Origin of the sequence: Rhodococcus sp. 66b (assembly GCF_002076325.1) — a bacterium.
GTDB classification, from domain to species: Bacteria; Actinomycetota; Actinomycetes; order Mycobacteriales; family Mycobacteriaceae; genus Rhodococcus_F; species Rhodococcus_F erythropolis.
Genome location: NZ_MUZB01000001.1, coordinates 633,071 through 652,717 on the forward strand (window position 1 = coordinate 633,071; position 19,647 = coordinate 652,717).

General features: G+C 61.3%; 21 protein-coding genes, 1 pseudogene and 1 riboswitch. Of the genes and pseudogenes, 10 read left to right on the plus strand and 12 right to left on the minus strand.

Features of this window, described 5'->3' with window-relative positions; translation table 11 throughout:
- Nucleotides 1–38 precede the first annotated feature (38 nt).
- Nucleotides 39–347, plus strand: a pseudogene (locus tag B0E55_RS32585) (MarR family winged helix-turn-helix transcriptional regulator); the annotation flags it as partial.
- 162 nt (nucleotides 348–509) lie between these two features.
- Here the strand turns inward: B0E55_RS32585 and B0E55_RS02865 are convergent.
- A complete protein-coding gene (locus tag B0E55_RS02865; RefSeq protein ID WP_042950976.1) occupies nucleotides 510–1,382 on the minus strand; it encodes a hypothetical protein in 873 nt (290 codons plus the stop codon).
- A gap of 369 nt (nucleotides 1,383–1,751) precedes the next feature.
- Here B0E55_RS02865 and B0E55_RS02870 point away from each other — a divergent pair, with 369 nt between their 5' ends.
- Nucleotides 1,752–3,128 (plus strand): WS/DGAT/MGAT family O-acyltransferase, encoded by a 1,377-nt coding sequence (locus tag B0E55_RS02870; protein ID WP_020906476.1) that lies wholly within the window; start codon nucleotides 1,752–1,754, stop codon nucleotides 3,126–3,128.
- Nucleotides 3,129–3,146: 18 nt separating this feature from the next.
- Here the strand turns inward: B0E55_RS02870 and B0E55_RS02875 are convergent, their stop codons facing one another.
- From B0E55_RS02875 to B0E55_RS02885, 3 genes are read right to left on the minus strand one after another with little or no spacing between them, the layout of a single operon-like run.
- Nucleotides 3,147–3,560 carry a PPOX class F420-dependent oxidoreductase gene (locus tag B0E55_RS02875; protein WP_080909036.1) on the minus strand — a complete coding sequence of 138 codons (414 nt, stop codon included), beginning with the start codon at nucleotides 3,558–3,560 and terminating at the stop codon, nucleotides 3,147–3,149.
- 55 nt (nucleotides 3,561–3,615) lie between these two features.
- Nucleotides 3,616–4,482, minus strand: a complete 867-nt coding sequence (locus B0E55_RS02880) for a hypothetical protein (protein ID WP_080909037.1) — start codon at nucleotides 4,480–4,482, stop codon at nucleotides 3,616–3,618.
- Nucleotides 4,483–4,494: 12 nt separating this feature from the next.
- Nucleotides 4,495–5,472, minus strand: a complete 978-nt coding sequence (locus B0E55_RS02885; protein ID WP_080909064.1) for an HAD family hydrolase — start codon at nucleotides 5,470–5,472, stop codon at nucleotides 4,495–4,497.
- 177 nt (nucleotides 5,473–5,649) lie between these two features.
- Between B0E55_RS02885 and B0E55_RS02890 the strand changes: the two genes are divergently transcribed.
- A complete protein-coding gene (locus B0E55_RS02890) occupies nucleotides 5,650–8,010 on the plus strand; it encodes an arylsulfatase (protein WP_019747214.1) in 2,361 nt (786 codons plus the stop codon).
- 15 nt (nucleotides 8,011–8,025) lie between these two features.
- Here B0E55_RS02890 and B0E55_RS02895 read toward each other — a convergent pair whose 3' ends face one another.
- From B0E55_RS02895 to B0E55_RS02915, 5 genes are all read right to left on the minus strand, one after another.
- Nucleotides 8,026–8,799 carry an ABC transporter ATP-binding protein gene (locus tag B0E55_RS02895; RefSeq protein WP_019747215.1) on the minus strand — a complete coding sequence of 258 codons (774 nt, stop codon included), beginning with the start codon at nucleotides 8,797–8,799 and terminating at the stop codon, nucleotides 8,026–8,028.
- Complete coding sequence (locus tag B0E55_RS02900; RefSeq protein ID WP_019747216.1) at nucleotides 8,796–9,836, minus strand: FecCD family ABC transporter permease; 1,041 nt, start codon at nucleotides 9,834–9,836, stop codon at nucleotides 8,796–8,798. Before B0E55_RS02900 ends, B0E55_RS02895 begins: the two co-directional genes overlap by 4 nt.
- On the minus strand, nucleotides 9,833–10,585 hold the full coding sequence (locus tag B0E55_RS02905; protein WP_080909038.1) for a class I SAM-dependent methyltransferase: 753 nt from the start codon (nucleotides 10,583–10,585) through the stop codon (nucleotides 9,833–9,835). The genes B0E55_RS02900 and B0E55_RS02905 overlap by 4 nt, the downstream gene beginning before the upstream one ends.
- Nucleotides 10,586–11,599 (minus strand): ABC transporter substrate-binding protein, encoded by a 1,014-nt coding sequence (locus B0E55_RS02910; RefSeq protein ID WP_080909039.1) that lies wholly within the window; start codon nucleotides 11,597–11,599, stop codon nucleotides 10,586–10,588.
- Between the two features lie 58 nt (nucleotides 11,600–11,657).
- Nucleotides 11,658–11,838, minus strand: a riboswitch (cobalamin riboswitch).
- A gap of 40 nt (nucleotides 11,839–11,878) precedes the next feature.
- Nucleotides 11,879–12,736 (minus strand): siderophore-interacting protein, encoded by an 858-nt coding sequence (locus B0E55_RS02915; RefSeq protein WP_019747219.1) that lies wholly within the window; start codon nucleotides 12,734–12,736, stop codon nucleotides 11,879–11,881.
- A gap of 482 nt (nucleotides 12,737–13,218) precedes the next feature.
- Here B0E55_RS02915 and B0E55_RS02920 point away from each other — a divergent pair, with 482 nt between their 5' ends.
- On the plus strand, nucleotides 13,219–14,010 hold the full coding sequence (locus tag B0E55_RS02920; protein ID WP_080909040.1) for an SDR family NAD(P)-dependent oxidoreductase: 792 nt from the start codon (nucleotides 13,219–13,221) through the stop codon (nucleotides 14,008–14,010).
- Nucleotides 14,011–14,062: 52 nt separating this feature from the next.
- Here the strand turns inward: B0E55_RS02920 and B0E55_RS02925 are convergent, their stop codons facing one another.
- On the minus strand, nucleotides 14,063–15,403 hold the full coding sequence (locus B0E55_RS02925; RefSeq protein ID WP_070387179.1) for a DUF1254 domain-containing protein: 1,341 nt from the start codon (nucleotides 15,401–15,403) through the stop codon (nucleotides 14,063–14,065).
- A 99-nt stretch (nucleotides 15,404–15,502) separates the two neighbouring features.
- Here B0E55_RS02925 and B0E55_RS02930 point away from each other — a divergent pair, with 99 nt between their 5' ends.
- From B0E55_RS02930 to B0E55_RS02940, 4 genes are all read left to right on the plus strand, one after another.
- Entirely contained in the window at nucleotides 15,503–15,904 is a 402-nt protein-coding gene (locus B0E55_RS02930; RefSeq protein WP_029537656.1) for a nuclear transport factor 2 family protein, read from the plus strand.
- A gap of 164 nt (nucleotides 15,905–16,068) precedes the next feature.
- On the plus strand, nucleotides 16,069–16,224 hold the full coding sequence (locus B0E55_RS31840) for a DUF6131 family protein (protein WP_003945564.1): 156 nt from the start codon (nucleotides 16,069–16,071) through the stop codon (nucleotides 16,222–16,224).
- 136 nt (nucleotides 16,225–16,360) lie between these two features.
- Entirely contained in the window at nucleotides 16,361–16,837 is a 477-nt protein-coding gene (locus B0E55_RS02935; RefSeq protein ID WP_019747223.1) for a hypothetical protein, read from the plus strand.
- A gap of 64 nt (nucleotides 16,838–16,901) precedes the next feature.
- Entirely contained in the window at nucleotides 16,902–18,059 is a 1,158-nt protein-coding gene (locus B0E55_RS02940; protein WP_029254636.1) for an AI-2E family transporter, read from the plus strand.
- A 7-nt stretch (nucleotides 18,060–18,066) separates the two neighbouring features.
- On the opposite strand, the gene B0E55_RS02945 is transcribed toward B0E55_RS02940, so the two are convergent.
- Nucleotides 18,067–18,282, minus strand: coding sequence for a hypothetical protein (locus tag B0E55_RS02945; protein ID WP_080909041.1), 216 nt, complete (start codon nucleotides 18,280–18,282; stop codon nucleotides 18,067–18,069).
- 187 nt (nucleotides 18,283–18,469) lie between these two features.
- Between B0E55_RS02945 and B0E55_RS02950 the strand changes: the two genes are divergently transcribed.
- A complete protein-coding gene (locus tag B0E55_RS02950) occupies nucleotides 18,470–18,739 on the plus strand; it encodes a DUF4235 domain-containing protein (RefSeq protein ID WP_007734706.1) in 270 nt (89 codons plus the stop codon).
- A 22-nt stretch (nucleotides 18,740–18,761) separates the two neighbouring features.
- Here the strand turns inward: B0E55_RS02950 and B0E55_RS02955 are convergent, their stop codons facing one another.
- Nucleotides 18,762–19,169: a RidA family protein gene (locus tag B0E55_RS02955; protein WP_019747226.1), complete on the minus strand. Its 408-nt coding sequence runs from the start codon at nucleotides 19,167–19,169 to the stop codon at nucleotides 18,762–18,764.
- Between the two features lie 111 nt (nucleotides 19,170–19,280).
- On the opposite strand from B0E55_RS02955, the gene B0E55_RS02960 reads away from it, so the two are divergent.
- The gene (locus B0E55_RS02960) at nucleotides 19,281–19,496 is read left to right on the plus strand and encodes a BldC family transcriptional regulator (protein ID WP_021333209.1); all 216 of its coding nucleotides are present in this window, start codon (nucleotides 19,281–19,283) and stop codon (nucleotides 19,494–19,496) included.
- Nucleotides 19,497–19,647: the final 151 nt, after the last annotated feature.

The following is a 19,647-nucleotide window of genomic DNA, read 5'->3' on the forward strand; positions in this document are numbered from 1 at the left end:
GTACCCTAATTTAGATAGTAGCCATGTATTCTATTTGAATGCAAGATCGAGAAATATGGACGACGGGGTCGCTGGTGTGGCACCTTGGCTTGCGCTGGCGGGCGGGGGTTGACCGAGCGATCGCGCACCTCGGGTTGACCCACGCCCAGTATTCGGTGCTCGCGTCTCTCCATGGTCTGGTGAGTGCGGGGGAGAGGCCTAGTCAGCGAGAACTCGCCGCGCACACAGGGTTGCAGCGAATCTACATATCCAAGCTCGTGCGAGCGTTGGAGAAGAGCGGGTTTGTTGTCAGCGAACGAGACAGTCGCGATGCGCGAGCCGTTTGCCTCGATCTCAGTGACGAGGGGAAACGAGTCATAGAACTCGCTAAAGACATTGTCCGCCAATTGGATGCAAAGAATACGGAAGTGCTGACGAAAACCGGTGGGCGGGAACTGGCCGAGCTCCACCGCGCCCTCGGTGCGTTACTCGACGCCACCGAAGCCGGCGATGAATGAAGTCCGACCTACTTACTTGGCGCTACGTTCGGCGGCGACGGCAGCAGGTTCGGGTGAGCCGGCCGGCTGGGGCCTGAGGCTGTCGGCACCGATGTTGTAGACGTCACTCGTCGTGGTGAGGGAGTTGGACGTGGTGGACGAGGGAAGCCCGGCGCGCCAGTTGACGATTGGATTCAGAACGCCGAACGGGCCACATCCGGAAGCTGTCGGGACGGCGAAGGGCTGTCCGGTGTGTCCGGTGTTTCGAACGACGGCAGTATCCGGGAAACCTGGAACCTCCTCGAGGACGCCGTATTCGGTCACATCCAAGTTGAGTTGAACGGGGTTGCTGTCCGAGCCCAGGTAGCATTTGCCGCCGAGGAGAGGGTTCGCGATCTTCAATTTGACGGGTAGCTTCACGCCAAGCTGAAATGCATCCACGGTGGGGAGTGCAGACGTCGACTCGACGGTGGCCGAGGCCTTGTTCAGTCCGAAGAGATTGTTGAATGGTAGGTCGATTCCGAGTGCGCCCCCGGGGATGTCGATAGGTTCGGCGTAGATCCCCCGACTGTTGTCGTTCGGTGGGATGAAGACTTGGTCGAATCCGAATTCAGCCTCTGGATTCTCCCGGTATGCAACTCCGCCTGCGATGCGCATCGCCCCGGCGGGAATGCCGACGGAAAGCTTGCCGATCTTCATGTTTCCGCCGGTAACCGTGACGTCCATACAGGTGCTGGTCTCGGGATTGTCGATCGGACATGAATCCCAACCGCCGAAGGGGATCTCCGCTGCCGGGGCGGCTCCTGCAATGCTTGCTGACAGGCTTCCCACCGCTGTGACGGTGGCGAACACAGTTGCGGTGGCGAGTGCGCCGAAAAGCCCACGCGACGTCGAACGTCGGGACATGTATTTCTCCTTTGGTTACAACCGACCAGTCGGGATTGTGATGATGAGTGACGGTAGTCACGTGTGACTTGGATGTACAGACAATTTGAAACAATTCCGACAAAAGTATTACTGCGATCGCCTTCGCTACTACTTGTGGCTGTGAGGATTGAAATTTGTTGCAGTGCTCTGTGTCTCGTCATTCACCCACGAATCTCTGTGAGGTGCTACGACCCGAAAAGGCGTTCGTCGACGGGAATGTCGGACTCCTGTCGAAATCGAGGGGGCAATGTTTTGTCGGAGTCGCCAATGAGGGAAGTCAGGGCGAGTAACTTTGTCGAACAGCGGCTGATCGGTACTCCGGGCAGCTGCCCGAGAGAACGGATCGCCATGACGCTGATGCTGCCGCTCGACTCGATGTTCCTGCTGATGGAGTCACGAGAGCATCCCATGCACGTCGGTGGACTGTCGCTTTTCGTTCCGCCGGAAGGAGACGACGGCGAATTCGCCAGGTCGCTCTACCGTTCGCTCACCGACGTCGACTCGATTCGCCCCCTCTTCCGCCGCAAGCCGGTGCAGTTCTTGTCGAACTTCGCGCCGGTGCGTTGGACGGAGGACACGGATGTCGATCTCGAGTATCACGTCCGGTTGCTCGCGCTGCCCAAGCCGGGACGAGTCCGCGAATTGCTCGAGCTGACCTCCATGCTCCACGGCACGCTGCTCGATCGGCATCGGCCGCTGTGGGAGGCGTATGTGATCGAAGGTCTCGCCGACGGCCGAGTTGCCGTGTACATGAAGACGCACCATGCACTCATGGATGGTGTGTCTGCTGTTCAGGCGTGGTACCGCAGCCTCTCGTCGGACCCGCTCGATCGAGAATCGATGCCTCCGTGGGCGCAGCGACCTTCTTCGGGGCGGGTTCGAGCCAGTCGCGGGCTGGACCTGCAGAGGCGGGTGGGCTCCGTGATCGAGACCGTGCAAGATGTGGTCGGGGTGGGCCCTGCGATTGTGAACGCCGCTGCCTCGGCAGTGAAGGACCACGTCGCACCGTTGCCGTTTGCTGCTCCGAAATCGATCTTCAACGTCCCGATCACCGGAGCGAGGCGTGTCGCCGCGCAGTCGTGGCCGATCGAGCGCCTGCGCAAGGTCAGTTGCGTTGCAGACGTGACGCTCAACGATGCGGTGTTGGCTATGTGTGCGGGCGCGCTGCGGCGTTACCTGATCGAACTGGACGAGTTGCCGGACAAACCGTTGATCGCGATGGTGCCGGTATCACTTCGTAAAGGCGATGAGGGTGAGGCTTCCGGCAATGCTGTTGGTGCGGTGTTGTGTGATCTGGCAACCGAATTGGCGGATCCGGCGGCCAGACTTCAGAGAGTTCACGACTCGATGAGTAGCGCCAAGTCCCTGATGTCGGGCCTGACGCCCCTGCAGATCACGGCGCTCAGTGCATTGAATGTTGCCGGCCTCGGGTTGCCGCTGATCCCTGGTTCATCCCGACTGATCACTGGGCGCCCAGTCTTCAATCTGGTGATTTCCAACGTCCCCGGCCCGACGACGACGCGATACTGGAACGGCGCGAAGCTCGAGAGCTGCTATCCGGCATCGATTCCGTTGGACGGGCAGGCAATGAACATCACCGTCATCGGCTACGCGGACACCATGCAGTTCGGTCTCGTCGGCTGCCGCCGCAATGTTCCGCACCTGCAGCGGCTCCTGGGCCACCTCGAGGAATCACTGAGTGAACTCGAAGCCGCCGCAGGCTGATCAATTCGATTCGGGCATTCAGACGTCACGTCCGTTCACGACCAACTGGTGGACGTCCAGTTCTTTGTCGTCGAGGCCGAAGCTGATGATGCGTTCGGGGTGGATACGGATGATCGGTGCGTCGAGACCATGCGCACCAGCGCCCTCAAAATCCAAAGCCTCTGCCCGTCCACGGATTTCGACGCACCTGACCCGCCATGGATCTACAGATGCGATGTCGTCCACGACAAACGCGACCCGCCCGTTCTCCGCGACATTGTGAAACTTACGGCTGTCCGTCATGTTGTAACCGCTGATGTCGATCGTGGCTGTATCCGGGTTGTAGTGGAATCCGACCGGACTGACTTGCAGCGTTCCATTCCGTTGAACCGTCGCGAGGCGTCCGAGAGTCTGTGTGGCCAGGTAGTCGAGTTCGATTCGGGTGAATGTCATGAAATCACGCTAGAACCTGAACTGCTGTAGAGGTCAAGATCTCCGAACGTGCAACTCATTCCGTCTCGTCAAGGCCCTCTTCTGCTTCGTCGACCCGGCGCTCGGCTTCGCGAAGCTCATCCTCGGACTCTCGAACCGCGACGCCGGCAGCCTTCTCGGTGTTCTTGGCGAACTGTCGTTCCTGTTCTGCGTGTTCGAGATCGGCGCGGAGTTCTTCGATGCGGCGGTCGAGGTCGGACAGCTTTGACCTGGCATCCTCGAACTGGGCGGTCTCGGCCTTGACCCGTCGTCGGATTTTCTCGAGGTCTGCCCTGGCTTCCGTCAATTCTGCTTTCGCCTTGGCTTGTTCGGCCTTGTGATCCGGAGCAGTGGATTTGGCCGGAGCGTTGTCTTCGGTGTGGATCGCAGGGGCATCTTGTACGGAATCCTCCTCCACTACAGCAAGTCCCGCCGGCCCGAAACCGCTGTAACTGGCAGCGGTCACAACTCGTCCGAGTCGGACCTGCGCGGCAGTCTCCTCGTCGGACAGGGCGGCATTGAGGGTCTGCGCGACATCACGTAACGCATCCTCACCGGCATTCTTTCCACGCGAAGCCGCGATCTCACCGGATTTGTGGGCGAGACTTCGCACCACCTGCTGCCTCTGTGTCGTCAGCCGTCGCAAGTCCTGACCTGAGAGATGGCGTTGGGCGTCGCGTAGCGATTCGCCAAGCGCGAGAAGTGCATCCAGATCTTCGGATAGATTGCGCGAAATGAGATTGACCAACCATCCCACGGTGGTTGGCTTCCGAAGTTTTCCGATCTCCGCGGCCAGTGTGCGGTCGTTGTCCTCCCGGGCAGCCTTCACATGCTTTGTACGCGCCTCGACGAACTCGCCGGGGTCGAGGCCGTAGAGTTCGTCGGCGACATCATCGAGGGTCACACGTCCATACTGTCATTCGGCGAGTGGTTCGAAGACTGTCTTCCAGTCGTTTTTGATGCTCACCACTGTCCACCCGTTTGTGCGCGAGGCGTCGAGTGCGTGCTCGGCTCCGTCCACGTAGTCGAACTCGCGTTCCGGATCGTCATGGAGCACCAGAAGACGAAGTGCCGGAATGTTCGGGTGTTCGGCGAACTGCAACATAGGTAGGTCACCGTTGCTGTTTCCGGCCGCGATGACAGGTCGTCGACCGATTCGGTTCCATATCTGTACGGGCTTGGCCGGCCCGTCGTCGACGACATCGGTTTGGGGCTGACGAAGGATCGTGCCGCTGTGGCCGTCGTCCTTCCACGTCAATGCCACGCCGCTGCCGATGACGCGATCTCGGGGGATGCCGTAGACCTCCTGACTGATCGGCCGCATGAAATCACGTCCTCCGCCAGAGACTATGTAGTTGGAGAAGCCTTTGGCCGCAAGGTAATCGAGCAACTCCACCATGGGCGAATAGCTGCAGTGCAAATATTTGCGATCGAGAGTGGGATGCGAAGCAGTGCGCAGGTAGGTATCGGCGTGGGTTTCGAATTCGTCGACTGTGACTTCGGCGAATGCCGCCAGGACACCGGCCGCGAGCACCTTCAGTGCGCTGTCGTCGCCGCGATAGTGCTTCGAGATCACATCGTTCAACCAGGCGTAGTCCTGCTCGAAGGCCGCCTGCCACGGTTGACGGTTGCGAAGAGTTGGATCCTGGTTGGTCATCTCGACGAGGCGGCGCAAGATGAAGTCGAGTTGGATCGGCATCGGCTTCTCACACCACAGGGTTCCGTCGTTGTCGAAGACTGCGATCCGGTCTTCCGGTGCGATTTCGTCCGGACTTCCCGCAGTCGTCGCGCGTTCGACGAATTGCCTGATGGCCTGTTTCGGCGTGCCGTCCTGCCAGCTCGGAAGCGGGTCAGGGTTATCGGAGGTGGAGGCTTCAACGAATTGACTGCTCATGTGGTCCCTGGCTTCCAGTGAGGCGATGACAGACCCGGCACTTTCATACTCGGACCTCCTGCCGAAGATGGCATCGCCCATTTCGGGCGACAGCGCTTCGGTGAGCACAATCGGGGTATGCGATTGACCATGCAGCCGTAGAGGCTGGCATTCAGATCACCTACAAGGAGCCAGGTCATGGCCAACGCATTCAAAGGCGTCGTCAACCTCGATATTCGCGATTCGATTCCCGACTGGAGCCCGTACGAGCAGCCGAAGGCTGCCGCCGGCACGCCGAACATTCTCTACATCGTTCTCGACGACGTCGGATTCGGCGCCTTGGGTTGCTACGGGGGACCGATCGAGACGCCGAACATCGACCGCATCGCGGGCAACGGATTGCGGTACGGGCAGTGGCACACCACAGCGCTGTGCTCACCGACGCGATCGTGTCTGCTCACCGGCCGGAACCACACGACCAACGGAATGGCTTGCATCAGTGAGTGCGCGGTCGGGTTTCCCGGCGGGAACGGTCACATCCCTCCCGAATGTGCCACGCTCGCCGAGGTTCTGGTCGAGCAGGGGTTCAGTACAGCGATGGTCGGCAAATGGCACCTGTGCGCCGAAGACGAGATGAATCTTGCTTCCACGAAACGGAATTGGCCGGTCGGGCGCGGATTCGAGCGGTTCTACGGCTTTCTCGGTGCCGAGACCAATCAGTGGTATCCCGACCTCGTCCACGACAACCACCCCGTCGAACAGCCGTCGACGCCGGAAGAGGGGTATCACTTCAGCGTCGACATCACCGACAGAGCGCTCGAATACATCGGCGACGTGAAGTCGATAGCTCCGGACCGGCCTGTATTTCTCTACTACGCACCCGGGTGCGCACACGCTCCACATCACGCGCCCCGCGAATGGGCCGATCGCTACGCGGGCAGGTTCGACGCAGGGTACGAAGCCATGCGGGATGAGATTCTGGCGAGGCAGAAGGACATGGGACTTGTCCCGAACGACACGACTCTGCCCTCACTCAACCCGATAGGCACTCCTGACACCCGCACCGGACCTGACGGCAAACCGTTCCCGCCGCTGGATTTCACCCGCCCCTGGGACACCCTGTCCGCTGACGAGCAGCGACTGTTCTCACGGATGGCGGAGGTGTACGCGGGCTTCCTCTCGCACTGCGACGATCAGATCGGACGCCTGCTCGAATACCTCGAAGAAATCGAGCAGCTGGACAACACGATCATCGTGGTGGTTTCCGACAACGGTGCCAGTGGTGAGGGCGGACCCGACGGTTCAGTCAACGAGAACAAAATCGCGAACGGGGTACCCGACGACCTCGCCGAGAACCTGGCAAAGCTGGACGAGTTGGGCAGCACCGAGACGTACAACCACTATCCCAACGGGTGGGCGATGGCGTTCAACACGCCCTTCAAGATGTGGAAGCGGTACTCGTTCAACGGCGGAACCTGCGACCCCTGCATCATCTCGTGGCCGGAGGGCATCGACGCCCGAGGCGAGATTCGAGATCAGTACCACCATGCCATCGACGTCGTCCCGACTTTGCTCGACTGCGTCGGTGTCGACTTGCCCGACACGGTGAAGGGATACACCCAGCACCCGATCCAAGGCGTGAGCATGCGGTACAGCTTCGACGCCGGCAACATCCCCACCGCCAAGCACACCCAGTTCTATTCGATGCTCGGAGGACGAGGGATTTGGCATGACGGGTGGAAGGCCGTCACCACGCACCCGACTCTGAGCGGGTGGGGTCATTTCTCGGAAGACACCTGGGAGCTCTACCACACGGAGGTGGACCGAGCCGAGCTCCGGAACCTTGCCGGCGAAGAACCCGGCAGGCTCGCCGAGCTCGTGGGGTTGTGGTTCCACGAGGCCGGCGCCAATCAAGCTCTGCCACTGGATGATCGGTCCGGCGTCGAACTCCTCACCACACCTCGCCCCCAGCTGGCTCCGCCGCGCAACCGGTACGTCTACCGTCCAGGGGGAGCCGAGGTACCGGAAGCCGTCGCTGTCAACCTTCGTAATCGTTCATACTCGATCGGGGCAGTTGTCGACTTGGCCGAACCGGGTGCGGCCGGTGTGCTGTTCTCGCATGGCGGCAGGTTCGGTGGTCACTCGCTGTACGTCAAGGACAACCGACTGCATTACGTGTACAACTTCCTCGGCAGTGAACAGCAGAAGATCGATGCCACCGAAGACCTTCCCATCGGCGAAAATGTAATCTTGGCAGCAACTTTCGACAAGGAAGGTGAGGATCCGCCGGGCACTGCGCACGGGGTGCTCGGCCTCTACTACGGCGATCGGAAAGTCGGTGAGGGCAGAATCCGCACTCAGCCAGGCAAGTTCAGCATCGGCGGTGGCGAAGGGCTCAATGCAGGCCGTGACAGCGGGGAGCCTGTGACCGACGACTACCCGGGTACCTCACCATGGGCGTTTACCGGTGGAACGCTCAGCCGGGTGGCGATCGACGTCAGTGGGGAACCGTACGTCGACCTCGAACGCGAAGCAGTGGCGATGCTCTCGCGTGAATGACAGATCCGCGTGCGTCTAATCCGAGCTGGGTGGAAGGTATCTCACGGTGGGTACTCCGCCGGGACCGTCCAGGCGGACTTCGGCATCGACCTGGTAGACCTCGGCTATCAGGTCGGCGGTGAGGACCTCGGTCGGGCTTCCGTGGGCAACGATGGAGCCACGGTTCAGCATCACTATCGAATCGCAGAACATGGCGGCCAGATTCAGATCGTGCAATGCCATGATCGTGGTGGTGGGCAGGCGACGCACGAGCGCGAGCAATTCGAGTTGATGGTTGATGTCCAGGTGATTGGTCGGTTCGTCGAGCAGCAACTCGTGAGGTTCCTGAGCGAGGGCGCGCGCGATCTGCACGCGTTGGCGCTCCCCGCCGGACAGGGTGTGCCACGACCGGTCGAGCATCCCGGAGAGGTTGGTGTGTTCGATCGCCGCGCGGACAGCGTCGCGGTCGGAACCTGAATGCCCGCCCCACAATCCGCGGTGCGGGGTGCGACCCAATTCGACGACCTCGGCTACCGTCAGGTCGATCTCCGTGTTGCTGTGCTGATCGACGGTGGCAATCCGACGCGCGACATCTCGGCGTTTCCAGTCAGGCAACGGAGTTCGGTCCAGAGTCACCTCCCCGATTGTCGGACGGTTCTGCCCGGCAAGCAGTTTCAGCAGTGTCGATTTTCCCGAACCGTTGGGGCCGAGAAGCCCCACCGTACTTCCGACGGTGGGGGACACGTCGAGGGCGTCGACTATGAGCGCCCCGCCGACCCGCCAGCTGACGCCGGCCGCTTCGAGTGTCATGGCCTGGCCTTTCGTCTCCAGAGGATGACGGCAAACGCAGGCACACCGACCAACGCGGTTACCACACCGGCCGGGAGTTCCTGCGGCGCAATGGCTGTACGTGCCACGGCGTCGACCCAGACCAGGAAGATCGAGCCGATCAGTGCGGACGCGGGCAGCAGTCGCCGATGGCTCGGACCGACGAGAGCCCGTGCCGCATGCGGGAGGACGAGGCCCACAAAGCCAATGGCGCCTGCGACGCTCACGATCACCGCCGTCATCAAAGCTGTTGCCAACAACAGGGTCACGCGCACCCGCCACACGTTCACCCCCAGCGACGACGCCGCGTCCTCGCCGAAGGCAAAGGCGTCGAGTGCGCGGGAGTGAGTCAGACAGACCACGAGGCCGACGGCGACCACCGCAGCGCAGAGCGCGACGTCGAGCCAGTCGGCGCCGCCGAGTGAGCCCAGGAGCCAGAACATCACGCCGCGAGTCTGCTCGGGATCGGCCGAGGTGATCACGATGAACGAGGTGAGCGCCGAGAACAGTTGGGTCGCGGCGACTCCGGCCAGGATCACCCGATCCGGCGTGCCGCCGGCCGCATGGGCGAGCAGCAACACAAGGGCGAAGGAGATCACCGCGCCGATGAAAGCGCCGCTCGACAAGCCGATCACCCCCGACCCCACTCCGAGGATCACGATCAGTACGGCACCGGTCGAGGCGCCGGACGAGATACCGAGGACAAAAGGATCAGCCAGTGGATTGCGAAGCAGAGACTGCATGATCGCCCCGCACAGCCCGAGGCCCGCACCGCAGAGCGCGGCGAGCAGAGTACGTGGCAGACGGAGATCCCACACGATGCCGTCGCGGATAGGGGTGACGTCCGCCGCGGTACCGCCGAGATGGCCGATGACGATCGAGGCCACCTCACCGACCGACAGACCGGCCGGCCCCAACGTGATCGCCACGGCGGCCGACCCGGCCAGCGTGACAACACCGATCACCCACAGCAGGGTGACGGTCGTCGGGTTGTCACGCAGGCGAACTCTTGTCGTCATCTCACGCCGTAGACCACGTAGTCGTCGAACAGTTGCCAGACCGTTCCCGACTCTCGAAAACCTGCTTGCGCGAGCGCCGCCAACTGGAAGTCGACGGCAGTGGGCGCGGTAGCGTCGCGTCCGGCGAATCTGCGCTCTCGCTCGTCGGTCATTGGTCCGATGCCGGGAGTTGCCCGCAACTCCTCCCACCAGCTGTCCCACTCGGGAGCACCGGCAGCAAAGGCGGAGCGTTGCGTCTGCTCGTCGTGAGCCTTCGCCCATCGACCGATGACAGGGAAGCGGCTGTCGAAGCGAAAGTGATCACCGTTGAGCAGGACTCCGTCAGGACTCAGCAGTTCGCGGCACTGCCGGTACACCTCGACGAGCTGTTGTGGTTGTAACCAGTGCAGCGCTGTTGTCGACACTATCGCCTGCACCGGTGCAGTCACCGAAGTCGGCCAATCGGTGCTCAGCAGGTCTGCGTCGACCAGCTGCAGTCGGTCTCCGAAACGAGTCGACGACTGACGGGCGACTTCCAGCAGCATCGGGTCGTAATCGATCCCCACAACGCTCGCGTGCTTGAACTTCTCGAGGATCCGGGCGCTCAGTGAGCCCGGTCCGCAGGCCAGGTCGACAACCGTGAACGGGATGTGCGCGTACTGCAATTCGAGAACGTCGAGAATCGCGTCGAATCGCTTTTCGCGGTCGGCGATGTATGCCGCCTGCTGGTCGTCCCACTGACGCACCAGTTCACTGATCTCCGCGGACATCTAGACCACACCCAACTGGCGCAGCCCGTCGGAGAGCTGTTCGATGCCACCGACATTGCGGATCGAGGGATCCATCGTCGTTCCCTCGAGGATGATGTAACGCTTGTTCTTCACTGCGGTGAGCTTGCTGGCGACCGGGTCCGATTCGAGGAACGCGATCTTGTCTGCGGCACTGTCGCCGTCTCCGCCGCGGTCGAGATCTGCGAGCACCAGCACGGTCGGGTCTCGATCGAGCACACTCTCCCAACCGATTTCGGGCCAGTACTGTTTATTGTCGTCGAAGGCGTTCTTCGCGCCCACCGCGTCGGTCATGATTCCCGGTGCACCGCAGCACCCGGCGAAGTACGGAGTCTTCGTGGCTGCATACCACCACGCCAGCGTCACGTTTTCGGCTCCCAGCGACGCCGTGGCGGTGGCCGCGCGATCCTTCAAACTCTCGGTCAGCTCGACACCTTTGTCCTTGACGTCGAACAGTGTTGCCACGTCGCCGATTTCGGCGTACAAGTCGTCGAGTGTGAGGGCCTTGCTCTGCTCGGCATCCTGACCGGTGCACTCGCTGGGCGACTGGTACGTCGTGACCCCGAGGTCGGTGAACTTGGTCCGGTCGGCGATGCCTTCCGAGGTGAACGTGTAATTGAAGGTCGTGTAGACCATGTCCGGTTCGCGTTCGAGGACACTCTCGAAGGACGGGAACTCGGTGTCGAAAGCTTGAACCTGACCGCGTGCCTCACGTAATTCGGGGAGTACGTCGTCGTCGCTCATGGCGTAGCCGGCCATCCGGTCCTGCACTCCCAGTGCGAACAGCATTTCGGCCGCAGGCTGATTTACCGCGATCGCCCGTTCGATCGGTCGCTCCACCGTGACGTCTCGGCCACAGTTCTGGACTGTCACGCGCGATTGTTCGGAAGAGTTGGATTGTCGGGCAGCACTGTCGTCGGAGGAGCAGGCAACCAACGACGCGCTCAACAAGGCCGCGACGGCAGCGGCGGGTAGGCGAAGTCTGGACAGACGCATGGAATCTCGTTCTCGCAGGGGCTCGTTCGCGGAGCCCGTTACCGTGTGAACAGGCGCCTGTTGACCCCTGCTGCCAGCCGGTATTCGGACTCGAGATCGCCCCACCCGAGCGCCTTCCCAGATTTTCATCCAGTGGCGTAAGCCCGGGCGGTCACCCTCACCGCTGCGCGTCAGTTCCGGATTCACACCGGATTCCCTGACCCCCTGTGTGGAGGTCCGCTGGCACAGAGGAACTTATCACCGCAGTGCACGGCCGGTCAGGTCGGCCGGTGTACGCGATCAGATCTCGATGGCCAGGTCGTCGATGTCGGTCAGGGTTCCACCGCCGGCGAGGATTCGCTCGTAGTTCTCGCGCCGACGGAGGTCGATTTCGGTGTTGCTGATGCCGCGCTTCCAGTAACCGAATATCGCGACGTCGTCTTTGTCGAGTCCGACGGTCGACCGAAAGTGCTTACGGATTGCGCGCATCTCGTTGCGTTCACCGGCTCCCCACACGACGTAGCTCGCGGGATCGGCGAGCTCGCGTGCTCGTACCGCCAGTGGGCCGTCGGGCTCGGCGAGATCTGCGCTCACGCGGTGAAGCTCCAGGCCGGGGAGGGCGGGCAGTTCGGCGAAAGCGACCTCGTCATCTGTTGTGACCCAGCCGATTCCGACCACGTCGGTAGGTAGCTGCTCGATGATCGAGTACAGCGCAGGTATTGCGGTGCCGTCCAGAAAAAGTGCGATCCGTCGACCTGGAACGTCGGGGACCAAGAAGTGTGGTCGCGGACCGGTGAGACCGAAGGTGTCACCGATGGTCAACGCCGCTGCCCACCTCATCATCGGGCTGGTCTGTCCGTGCAGGACCACGTCGATGACGATCGATCCGGTGGCGGAATCGTAGGAACGCACCGTGTACACACGCGAAGCGTCGTCGAAATTGGGCCCGAGATTCATTCGTACGGTGACGTTCGGGCGTGACCAGGTCGGATCGTCGGTCGACTCCGTCAAACGAGCCGTGATCCGCAGCAGGTGGTCGCTCGGTCGCTCCATTGCTTCGACGACGGCGAGAACGTCGTTGAGTCCGCGATTGTGGTCAGCGGTTCGTAGGACGCTCGCCCGGGGAGTTGTTGTGCTCGTGGCGTCTGCATGTGTCATCGACTGTGCTCCTGGATCGGGTTTTCGAGATGCCATCAGGTTAGTGCTGCCTAAGTCGGCACAGTTGTCCAGAAGTGACATCTGATTACCTGAATCAAACCTGCGTCGCGAACAACGCGTTTGAGCGACTTGTACTCGCGCTGCTACGGTGCCTGTGATGTCCATACGCCGCTGTACTCTCGATTCCGGCCGTGCACTGCGCACGGCCCGATTCGGCGTAGCGACATTCCGCCGGGGGCGTAAGGCGATCGACCGCCGCCCCTCTGGTCTTGTCTGGATCGAAAGAGCCTTGGCCGCACCGGCCGGATCCGTCTGACATTCGCCACTTCGGCGAGCATTACCTCGCTGAGATTTCGCAGTGCCACACCTGTTGCAGTGCTGCGTATTTCCCGTACCTGAAGTTTCTCGCGGGTGAGTTGTGAGTGTCGGCGCCGCCGAGCCTGGATTACCAGCCAACTCGTTTTCGTGAAAGGTACACAGCAATGAATCGTTTCGAAGGTCGTCGTATTCTCGTCACCGGCGCAGGATCGGGAATCGGGCAGGCCACCGCGCTGCGGTTGCTCGCCGAAGGTGGCCGCGTGGTCGCTGCCGACATCTCCGAGAAGGGTCTGGCAGACACCCGGAAGTCGGCTGAACATGCCTCGACGGAGAGTCGTCTCGACACCGTCGTCGTCGATATCGGAGACGAGAATTCCGTGATCGATGTTGTGGGTCAGGCGATTTCGAACCTCGGCGGATTGGACGTACTGGTCAACGCCGCCGGGATATTGCGAGGCGGGCACACCCACGAGACCTCACTGGACTTGTGGAATCAGGTGATCTCCGTGAACTTGACCGGCACCTTCCTCGTCACTCGTCAGGCACTGCCAGCTCTCCTGGCCACCGGCAACTCAGTGGTGGTGAATTTCAGCTCCACCTCCGCAGCCTTCGCGCACCCGTACATGGCCGCATATGCGGCGAGTAAGGGAGGAATCCAGTCCTTCACTCACGCACTGGCTCTCGAATACGGCAAGCAGGGTCTGCGCGCCGTCGCGGTAGCTCCGGGCAGTGTGAAGAGCGGGATCACCGACACCACGGCGTCGTACCTGCCGGAAGACACCGACTGGTCGCTCTTCGGCAAGCTGTCGCCAATTCTGAGCACTGATCTGGAGTCCGGTGGTGCTCCCATGGCCGGGCCGGAAAGTGTTGCGGGAGTTATCGCGATGCTGGCATCCGACGATGGTGCCTTCATCACCGGCACGGAGATCCGTGTGGACGGCGGCACTCACGCCTGATTCTGTGTCCGTCTGACGGCCTGGCCTGGGGCAGGCCGTCAGACGTGAGCCGTCATTCTCGCGAGCGAGTGATAGCGGGGACGACGTAGGACTGATCGAGTACGGCGGGCGAAGGTTCGTACATTCTCAGGACCGGTCGGAAGTCTCCGCGCGGGCAGGGGAGCCAGTTCGCCTTCGCCGTGGCATCTTTCGGCTCCTCGTGACTGATTGTGATCGTCAACGCACCGTCGGCGTCGTGGACGATGCCGGGAGTGCGGTCGCCGATCGAGTATCGGTCGATGGGGTTCGCCACGAGGAAGAAGTCCGGCACCGAGTACATCGTCAGCGACCAGAAGGCGCTCACCGGCGGAGTGGGGTCGAGTCTGATCGTGTAGGTGCGGTTTCCGTTCAATTGCGTTCCCTGATCGTCGACGTAGGTCATGATGTACGCCGCTTCGTAGGGGTGGTTGCCCCACAGCCCGCCCTTGGCCGCCGCCGCTCGTTCGATGATTCGCAACCTGGGATCGGCGATCTTGAATTGTGGATCGTCGATTGCACCGACCTCGAAGTAGTCGAGGTTGTAGTCGAAGGCGTGGAAAGTCAGCTTCCAACCGTTGGCCTCGGGGCTGGAGCCGTGCGTGAGTGCTTCGTGCAGATTCTTCTCTCCGGCGGTCAACCCGTCTGCGAGCGCCGCAGCGTCGTCGGCAGACAGCGATACATAGGGAGAGGCCCCGTGCTCGGTGACTCCGATCGGTGAGAACGAATCCTGGAGTTCTCGATCGCGCGGGGCCGGCGGAAAGGCCCGCGACCAGATGCGGAGTTTCTCGAGGAAGAGGAGGTCCTGGCTGACCTCGGAGTCGGGGACCGGTAGACCGGCCGGAGCCCCGGCGGAGTCGACGACGGTCAGGGTGGTGGCGTCCTGCAAGGCGTGCACGGCGGGGAGGTCGTCGTCGCCGCCGCACGCCCACCGACCGACGATCGATGCAACGGTCGTGGGAAATCTGATCACTGTGGTCTGGGTGGTCGGGGTTCCGGTCCAGGTGGGTGGGACGAGAAGGAAGTCTCCGCTCTTGGTGCCGGTGGCACGGTGCCCGACGTAAGCGAAATTGTTTGTCCAGGCGTCGACGAACTGGAGGACGTAGTAACGGCCATCGGTATCGGGGACGTGCAGCGCAACGGGGCCGACAGAAAGGTCGATCTGCGCCATGGAATACACGGTGTCGTTGTTGATCGTGACAAAAGTATCTGCCGGGCCGGCGAGTGTGCGGGCGTGACTGAAGGTGTTGAAAGGTGCGGCGGGGTTCGCTCCGACACCGTCGTGAACGTACCGATGGACCTGGTCGAGATTGAAAACGAGGGGAAATCCGTAGATGTACGCCTGAGCTGCAAGCTCGGTGCGACTGGTGTCTGTCATCTCTGCCCTCTCGTAGTTCGTCGGTTCGACGTCCACCTTGCGGGAACCCTGCCGTCGAGGCATCACCCGCCGAGGGTGACGACGGTAGAGGGAGAGGCCATGTCGGATCAGGAAACAGCGGTGCTGACTGCAACTGCAGACGAGTGGAACGTCGCGATGTGCTCGAACGACGCCGAACGGATCGGCGACTTCATGGCCGACGACTGGGTGATCGTCTCGGAGTCCGGGGTGTCCACCAAGGCGGAGTTTCTGGGTTTCGTGGCCTCTGGCGACCTGACTCATTCGGCGATGGATCGCGTCGGGCGCGCTCGCGTGCGTTTCTTCGGTGACGTTGCGCTTTTCACCACGCGGATCACCAATACTGCGCACTACGACGGAAGGCAGTACGACGCCGAGGAGTGGACCACCGACGTGTTCGCCCGGCGAGACGGTCGTTGGCGCTGCGTGTTGAGCCACATCACGCCGGCCGTCGAGGCCAAGATCGAAGGCATCGAACCGTGAGGGATAAGAAAAAGAAAGGCCAATGTTTTAACGCCGACATTATTGGGTAGTAATACGAGTTTCGTATTGATGATGTCGATTATCGGATTTCTTGATTGTGAAGTTTTTGTAGTAGCGTCAGTTGAGTAGATCATTTCTATACGCATACCGGATGAGGTTCTCACATGATTGTTCTCGGCATTATTCTGGCGTTGATCGGCTTTTTCACGGGGTTGAGCATTCTGACCACCGTCGGCATCATTTTGGTCGTCGTAGGTGCAGTTTTGTCCATCCTCGGCGCTACCGGGCGTGCAGTGGGCGGACGAAAAGTCTGGTATTGATCGATACTGCGCGAGTAGCTGAGAAGGCGGTACCTGATCTCTTCGGAGATCGAGTACCGCTTTTTCGTTCTCCAATTGATTTTCGGTGTCTCTACCCGAAATTATCGCTCTGAGCTGCGTCGGGTAAACATGAAGGATGCTTTCTCGAGATCATGCGGAAGAGAAACCTGTGGAGAGATTCAGGTTTCCTCGCAGATGGAATCAAGTTGACGAGTCACGCCGCGGTTTGGTGTTGGCGTGGGTGGCCTTCACACTGACGTTCGGTGGAGCACGTCTGGTGACCTGGTTGATCCAGATCGACACCAGGGACGTCGGCGACATCAGTGCCGGTGGGACGCACCTTCACCATTACCTGTGGGGAATTCTCCTGTTGGCCGGGGTGGCGATCTTCGGCCTCGTAGACCGAAGCCCTCGCGCACGAACATGGATGGGCATCGCGTTGGGTATTGCACTCGGGCTCATCGTCGACGAGGCCGCGTTGCTGATCACTCTCGACGACGTCTACTGGCAGAGCGACGGTTGGCCCAGTATCGCCATCGCAGTGTCCATCATCGGAGTTGTGGGAACCGGGCTGGCACTGACCCGAAGCGGAGCGGAGAGGCCTCGAGGTTGATCCGACTACGGCACGGGTACTCACTCCCGTGCCGGGAAGTCGCGCGGATCGTGAGGTGGCTTGAATGGATCCCAGTTCCGCAGACCGTTCACCGGACTCCGAAAGTGAAGTCCAAGCCGTAGATCCGATGGCGGAAGCGGAACGCGAAGCCGCAGCATTGGCGACGCCTGTCCGGCCGCTGGGTGAGCCCGGACCGAGATTCGACCGTCGGTCACCGTTCTTCATCGGTCTGAGCGCCGCGGCCGGAGTTGCCGTGACTTATGCGGTGATCGAAGTGCTGCTTGCGGCGCGAGGCATGCTGATCCTGATCGTGGTCGCGCTGTTTCTCGCGGTGGGCATCGAACCGATGATCGTCTGGCTGGAGCGGAGACATTTCCGGCGCTGGATCGCAGTCACCGTGGTACTCCTCGGAATTGCAGTGATGTTGGCGCTGTTTCTCGTTGCTGCGATCACCCCGCTGGTCGAGCAGGGACGTCAGTTTGCATCGCACGCTCCCGAACTCCTGACACACATTCGTGACCGGTATCCGATCGTCAACGACCTCGATGAGAAGTATCACCTCGAGCAGCACCTCACCACACAACTGGATGGTTCGGGTTCTGCGCTCGCGACGGGTTTGCTCGGTGCGGGGCGGGCGGTGTTCAGCGCAGTCGCCGACGCCGGAATCGTTGCTGTACTGACGACGTACTTCTTGATCGACTATCCACGAATCCGCACGAATCTGTATCGGCTGGTGCCACATTCGCGGCGGCCCCGAGCAATCGCCATCGGTGATCAGATACTGGCAGGTGTGGGTGGGTACGTCCTCGGCAATGTTCTGATCTCCGTGATCACCGCAGTGTGCACCTTCGCGTGGTTGTTGATCTTCGACGTGCCGTACCCGTTGATCCTGGCGCTGCTGGTCGCTCTGCTCGATCTGATCCCGATAGTCGGTTCCACGATCGCAGGGGTTATCGTCGCCCTGGTCTCCCTGACAGTCTCTGTCCCAACGGCATTGGCGACAGTTGCATTCTTCATCGCGTTACGTCTGCTCGAGGACTACCTGCTCGTTCCGAAGATCATCGGGAAGACGGTAGCGGTCCCGGCGTTGGTGACTGTGGTCGCGGTCCTGTTGGGCGGAGCGTTGCTCGGTATTGTCGGTGCGTTGCTGGCGATTCCAGTCGCTGCGGCCTTGCTGTTGCTCGCAAGAGAAACGCTCTTCCCCCGCCTCGACGCTTCTTGACCGGTTTCTATCGGACGCTTCGCGCGCGACGCCGCGAAGCAGGATTCGGCTTGGGGCACATCCGAGTCGGGATGGTTTCCCCTTCGTCGGTGATACGGAATACCGATACTTTCTCGCTACACCCGTGATTCAGATCGACCGCGTATGCGATGGCGGCGCGATCCGAGACGAAATCTTCCATCACCGTAGTACCGTCCGGTAGTTCGATTCTGTAGTTTTCCATGACTTACACAACCTTCTTTCGCTAAGACGATCCTACCCGGCCCGCGAAATGGCAAACCGTGGAACATAACGTGCGACAGTCAACTTCGCGCCGCGCCGGTGCAATGTTTCGACAGTTCGCCTGTGGGGTAGTGAGAGTCGGTCAGCCCGCTCAGGCGGTACGAATCGAACCATGGAGGATCCGCGCAATGAGCGCAGTATCGAAAGCGATGTACAAGCCACTCTCACTGGCGACGAGCGTCCTCGGCGGCATTTTGGCCGGTGCCGTCTTCCAGCAGGTGTGGAAGCGCATCGGTGACGACAAGAATGCGCCCGAGCCAAAAGATTTGAGCAGGTCGAGTAAGGAAGTCCTGATCGCCGCCGCCCTGCAGGGAGCCATCTTCGCTGTTGTGCGAGCCGCTGTGGATCGTGCGGGGGCAAAGGGCTACCAGGCCCTTGCTCACGAAGATCCCCGGTAGGAACGCCCGGTTCGGTTCGAGTTCAGTCGACGACGGCCGCGATTGCCTCGATCTCGACCAGTTGATCGTCGTAACCGAGAACGGTCACACCCATCAGAGTGCTTGGGGCGTCGTGATCACCGAACGCGTCGCGGACTACCTCCCACGCCGCAACGAGGTCGGCTTGATTGCTCGACGCCACCAGGACGCGGGTGTTGATCACGTCGGTGATGGACGCGCCCGCGTCCGAGAGAGCTGTTCTCAGGTTGTCGACGGCCTTGGCTGCCTGTCCTGCGTAGTCGCCGATGGCGGCAGTGGAGCCGTCCTCGTTCAACGGGCAGGATCCGGCCAGGAAGATCAGTCGAGCCTCGGCGGGAGCCGTTGCTGCATAGGCGTATTCAGCGACCGATGAGAGTGATGTGGAACGGATCAGAGTTACCGACTTCGACATATTTTCCCCAAGGAATAGTAAAGTTTTGCAGCGAGTCTTTCACAGCGCGCCAGGGGTTGCCAATTCATTGTCGGACCCATCCATCCACGCTACGGCTACGAATCACTGTCAATGAGCCGAGAAGAAGAGCACGCAGCATCTGTCGACGAATGGCTGACAACCAAACAGGTTGCCGCACTGTTCCATGTCGACAGGACCACGGTGTCCAGGTGGGCGAGGGAGGGCAAGGTCGGCACTCTGAGAACGCTTGGCGGACATCGGAGATACCGACGTTCGGAGATCGAGAAGTTGTTGCGCAACCGTTTGACGACGCTTGATCCGAACTAGCCTCCGACATGAAACAGACAGGTCGCCGAGCACGATGAGGGCTCGGCGACCTGTCTGGTCAGGATGAAGTAATTACGCCTTGGGGACGCGGATGATGAGTGCGTCGCCTTGTCCGCCGCCGCCGCAGAGTGCGGCTGCGCCGATGCCGCCG

Coding starts and splice junctions, on each gene's coding strand:
- B0E55_RS02885 (WP_080909064.1), bottom strand. CDS start 5,472: ATGAGCAGTCAATTCGTTGAAGCCTCCACCTCCGATAACCCTGACCCG.
- B0E55_RS02870 (WP_020906476.1), top strand. CDS start 1,752: ATGACGCTGATGCTGCCGCTCGACTCGATGTTCCTGCTGATGGAGTCA.
- B0E55_RS02920 (WP_080909040.1), top strand. CDS start 13,219: ATGAATCGTTTCGAAGGTCGTCGTATTCTCGTCACCGGCGCAGGATCG.
- B0E55_RS31840 (WP_003945564.1), top strand. CDS start 16,069: ATGATTGTTCTCGGCATTATTCTGGCGTTGATCGGCTTTTTCACGGGG.
- B0E55_RS02895 (WP_019747215.1), bottom strand. CDS start 8,799: ATGACACTCGAAGCGGCCGGCGTCAGCTGGCGGGTCGGCGGGGCGCTC.
- B0E55_RS02890 (WP_019747214.1), top strand. CDS start 5,650: ATGGCCAACGCATTCAAAGGCGTCGTCAACCTCGATATTCGCGATTCG.
- B0E55_RS02900 (WP_019747216.1), bottom strand. CDS start 9,836: ATGACGACAAGAGTTCGCCTGCGTGACAACCCGACGACCGTCACCCTG.
- B0E55_RS02935 (WP_019747223.1), top strand. CDS start 16,361: ATGCTTTCTCGAGATCATGCGGAAGAGAAACCTGTGGAGAGATTCAGG.
- B0E55_RS02930 (WP_029537656.1), top strand. CDS start 15,503: ATGTCGGATCAGGAAACAGCGGTGCTGACTGCAACTGCAGACGAGTGG.
- B0E55_RS02915 (WP_019747219.1), bottom strand. CDS start 12,736: ATGACACATGCAGACGCCACGAGCACAACAACTCCCCGGGCGAGCGTC.
- B0E55_RS02910 (WP_080909039.1), bottom strand. CDS start 11,599: ATGCGTCTGTCCAGACTTCGCCTACCCGCCGCTGCCGTCGCGGCCTTG.
- B0E55_RS02925 (WP_070387179.1), bottom strand. CDS start 15,403: ATGACAGACACCAGTCGCACCGAGCTTGCAGCTCAGGCGTACATCTAC.
- B0E55_RS02950 (WP_007734706.1), top strand. CDS start 18,470: ATGAGCGCAGTATCGAAAGCGATGTACAAGCCACTCTCACTGGCGACG.
- B0E55_RS02960 (WP_021333209.1), top strand. CDS start 19,281: ATGAGCCGAGAAGAAGAGCACGCAGCATCTGTCGACGAATGGCTGACA.
- B0E55_RS02865 (WP_042950976.1), bottom strand. CDS start 1,382: ATGTCCCGACGTTCGACGTCGCGTGGGCTTTTCGGCGCACTCGCCACC.
- B0E55_RS02905 (WP_080909038.1), bottom strand. CDS start 10,585: ATGTCCGCGGAGATCAGTGAACTGGTGCGTCAGTGGGACGACCAGCAG.
- B0E55_RS02945 (WP_080909041.1), bottom strand. CDS start 18,282: ATGGAAAACTACAGAATCGAACTACCGGACGGTACTACGGTGATGGAA.
- B0E55_RS02955 (WP_019747226.1), bottom strand. CDS start 19,169: ATGTCGAAGTCGGTAACTCTGATCCGTTCCACATCACTCTCATCGGTC.
- B0E55_RS02940 (WP_029254636.1), top strand. CDS start 16,902: ATGGATCCCAGTTCCGCAGACCGTTCACCGGACTCCGAAAGTGAAGTC.
- B0E55_RS02875 (WP_080909036.1), bottom strand. CDS start 3,560: ATGACATTCACCCGAATCGAACTCGACTACCTGGCCACACAGACTCTC.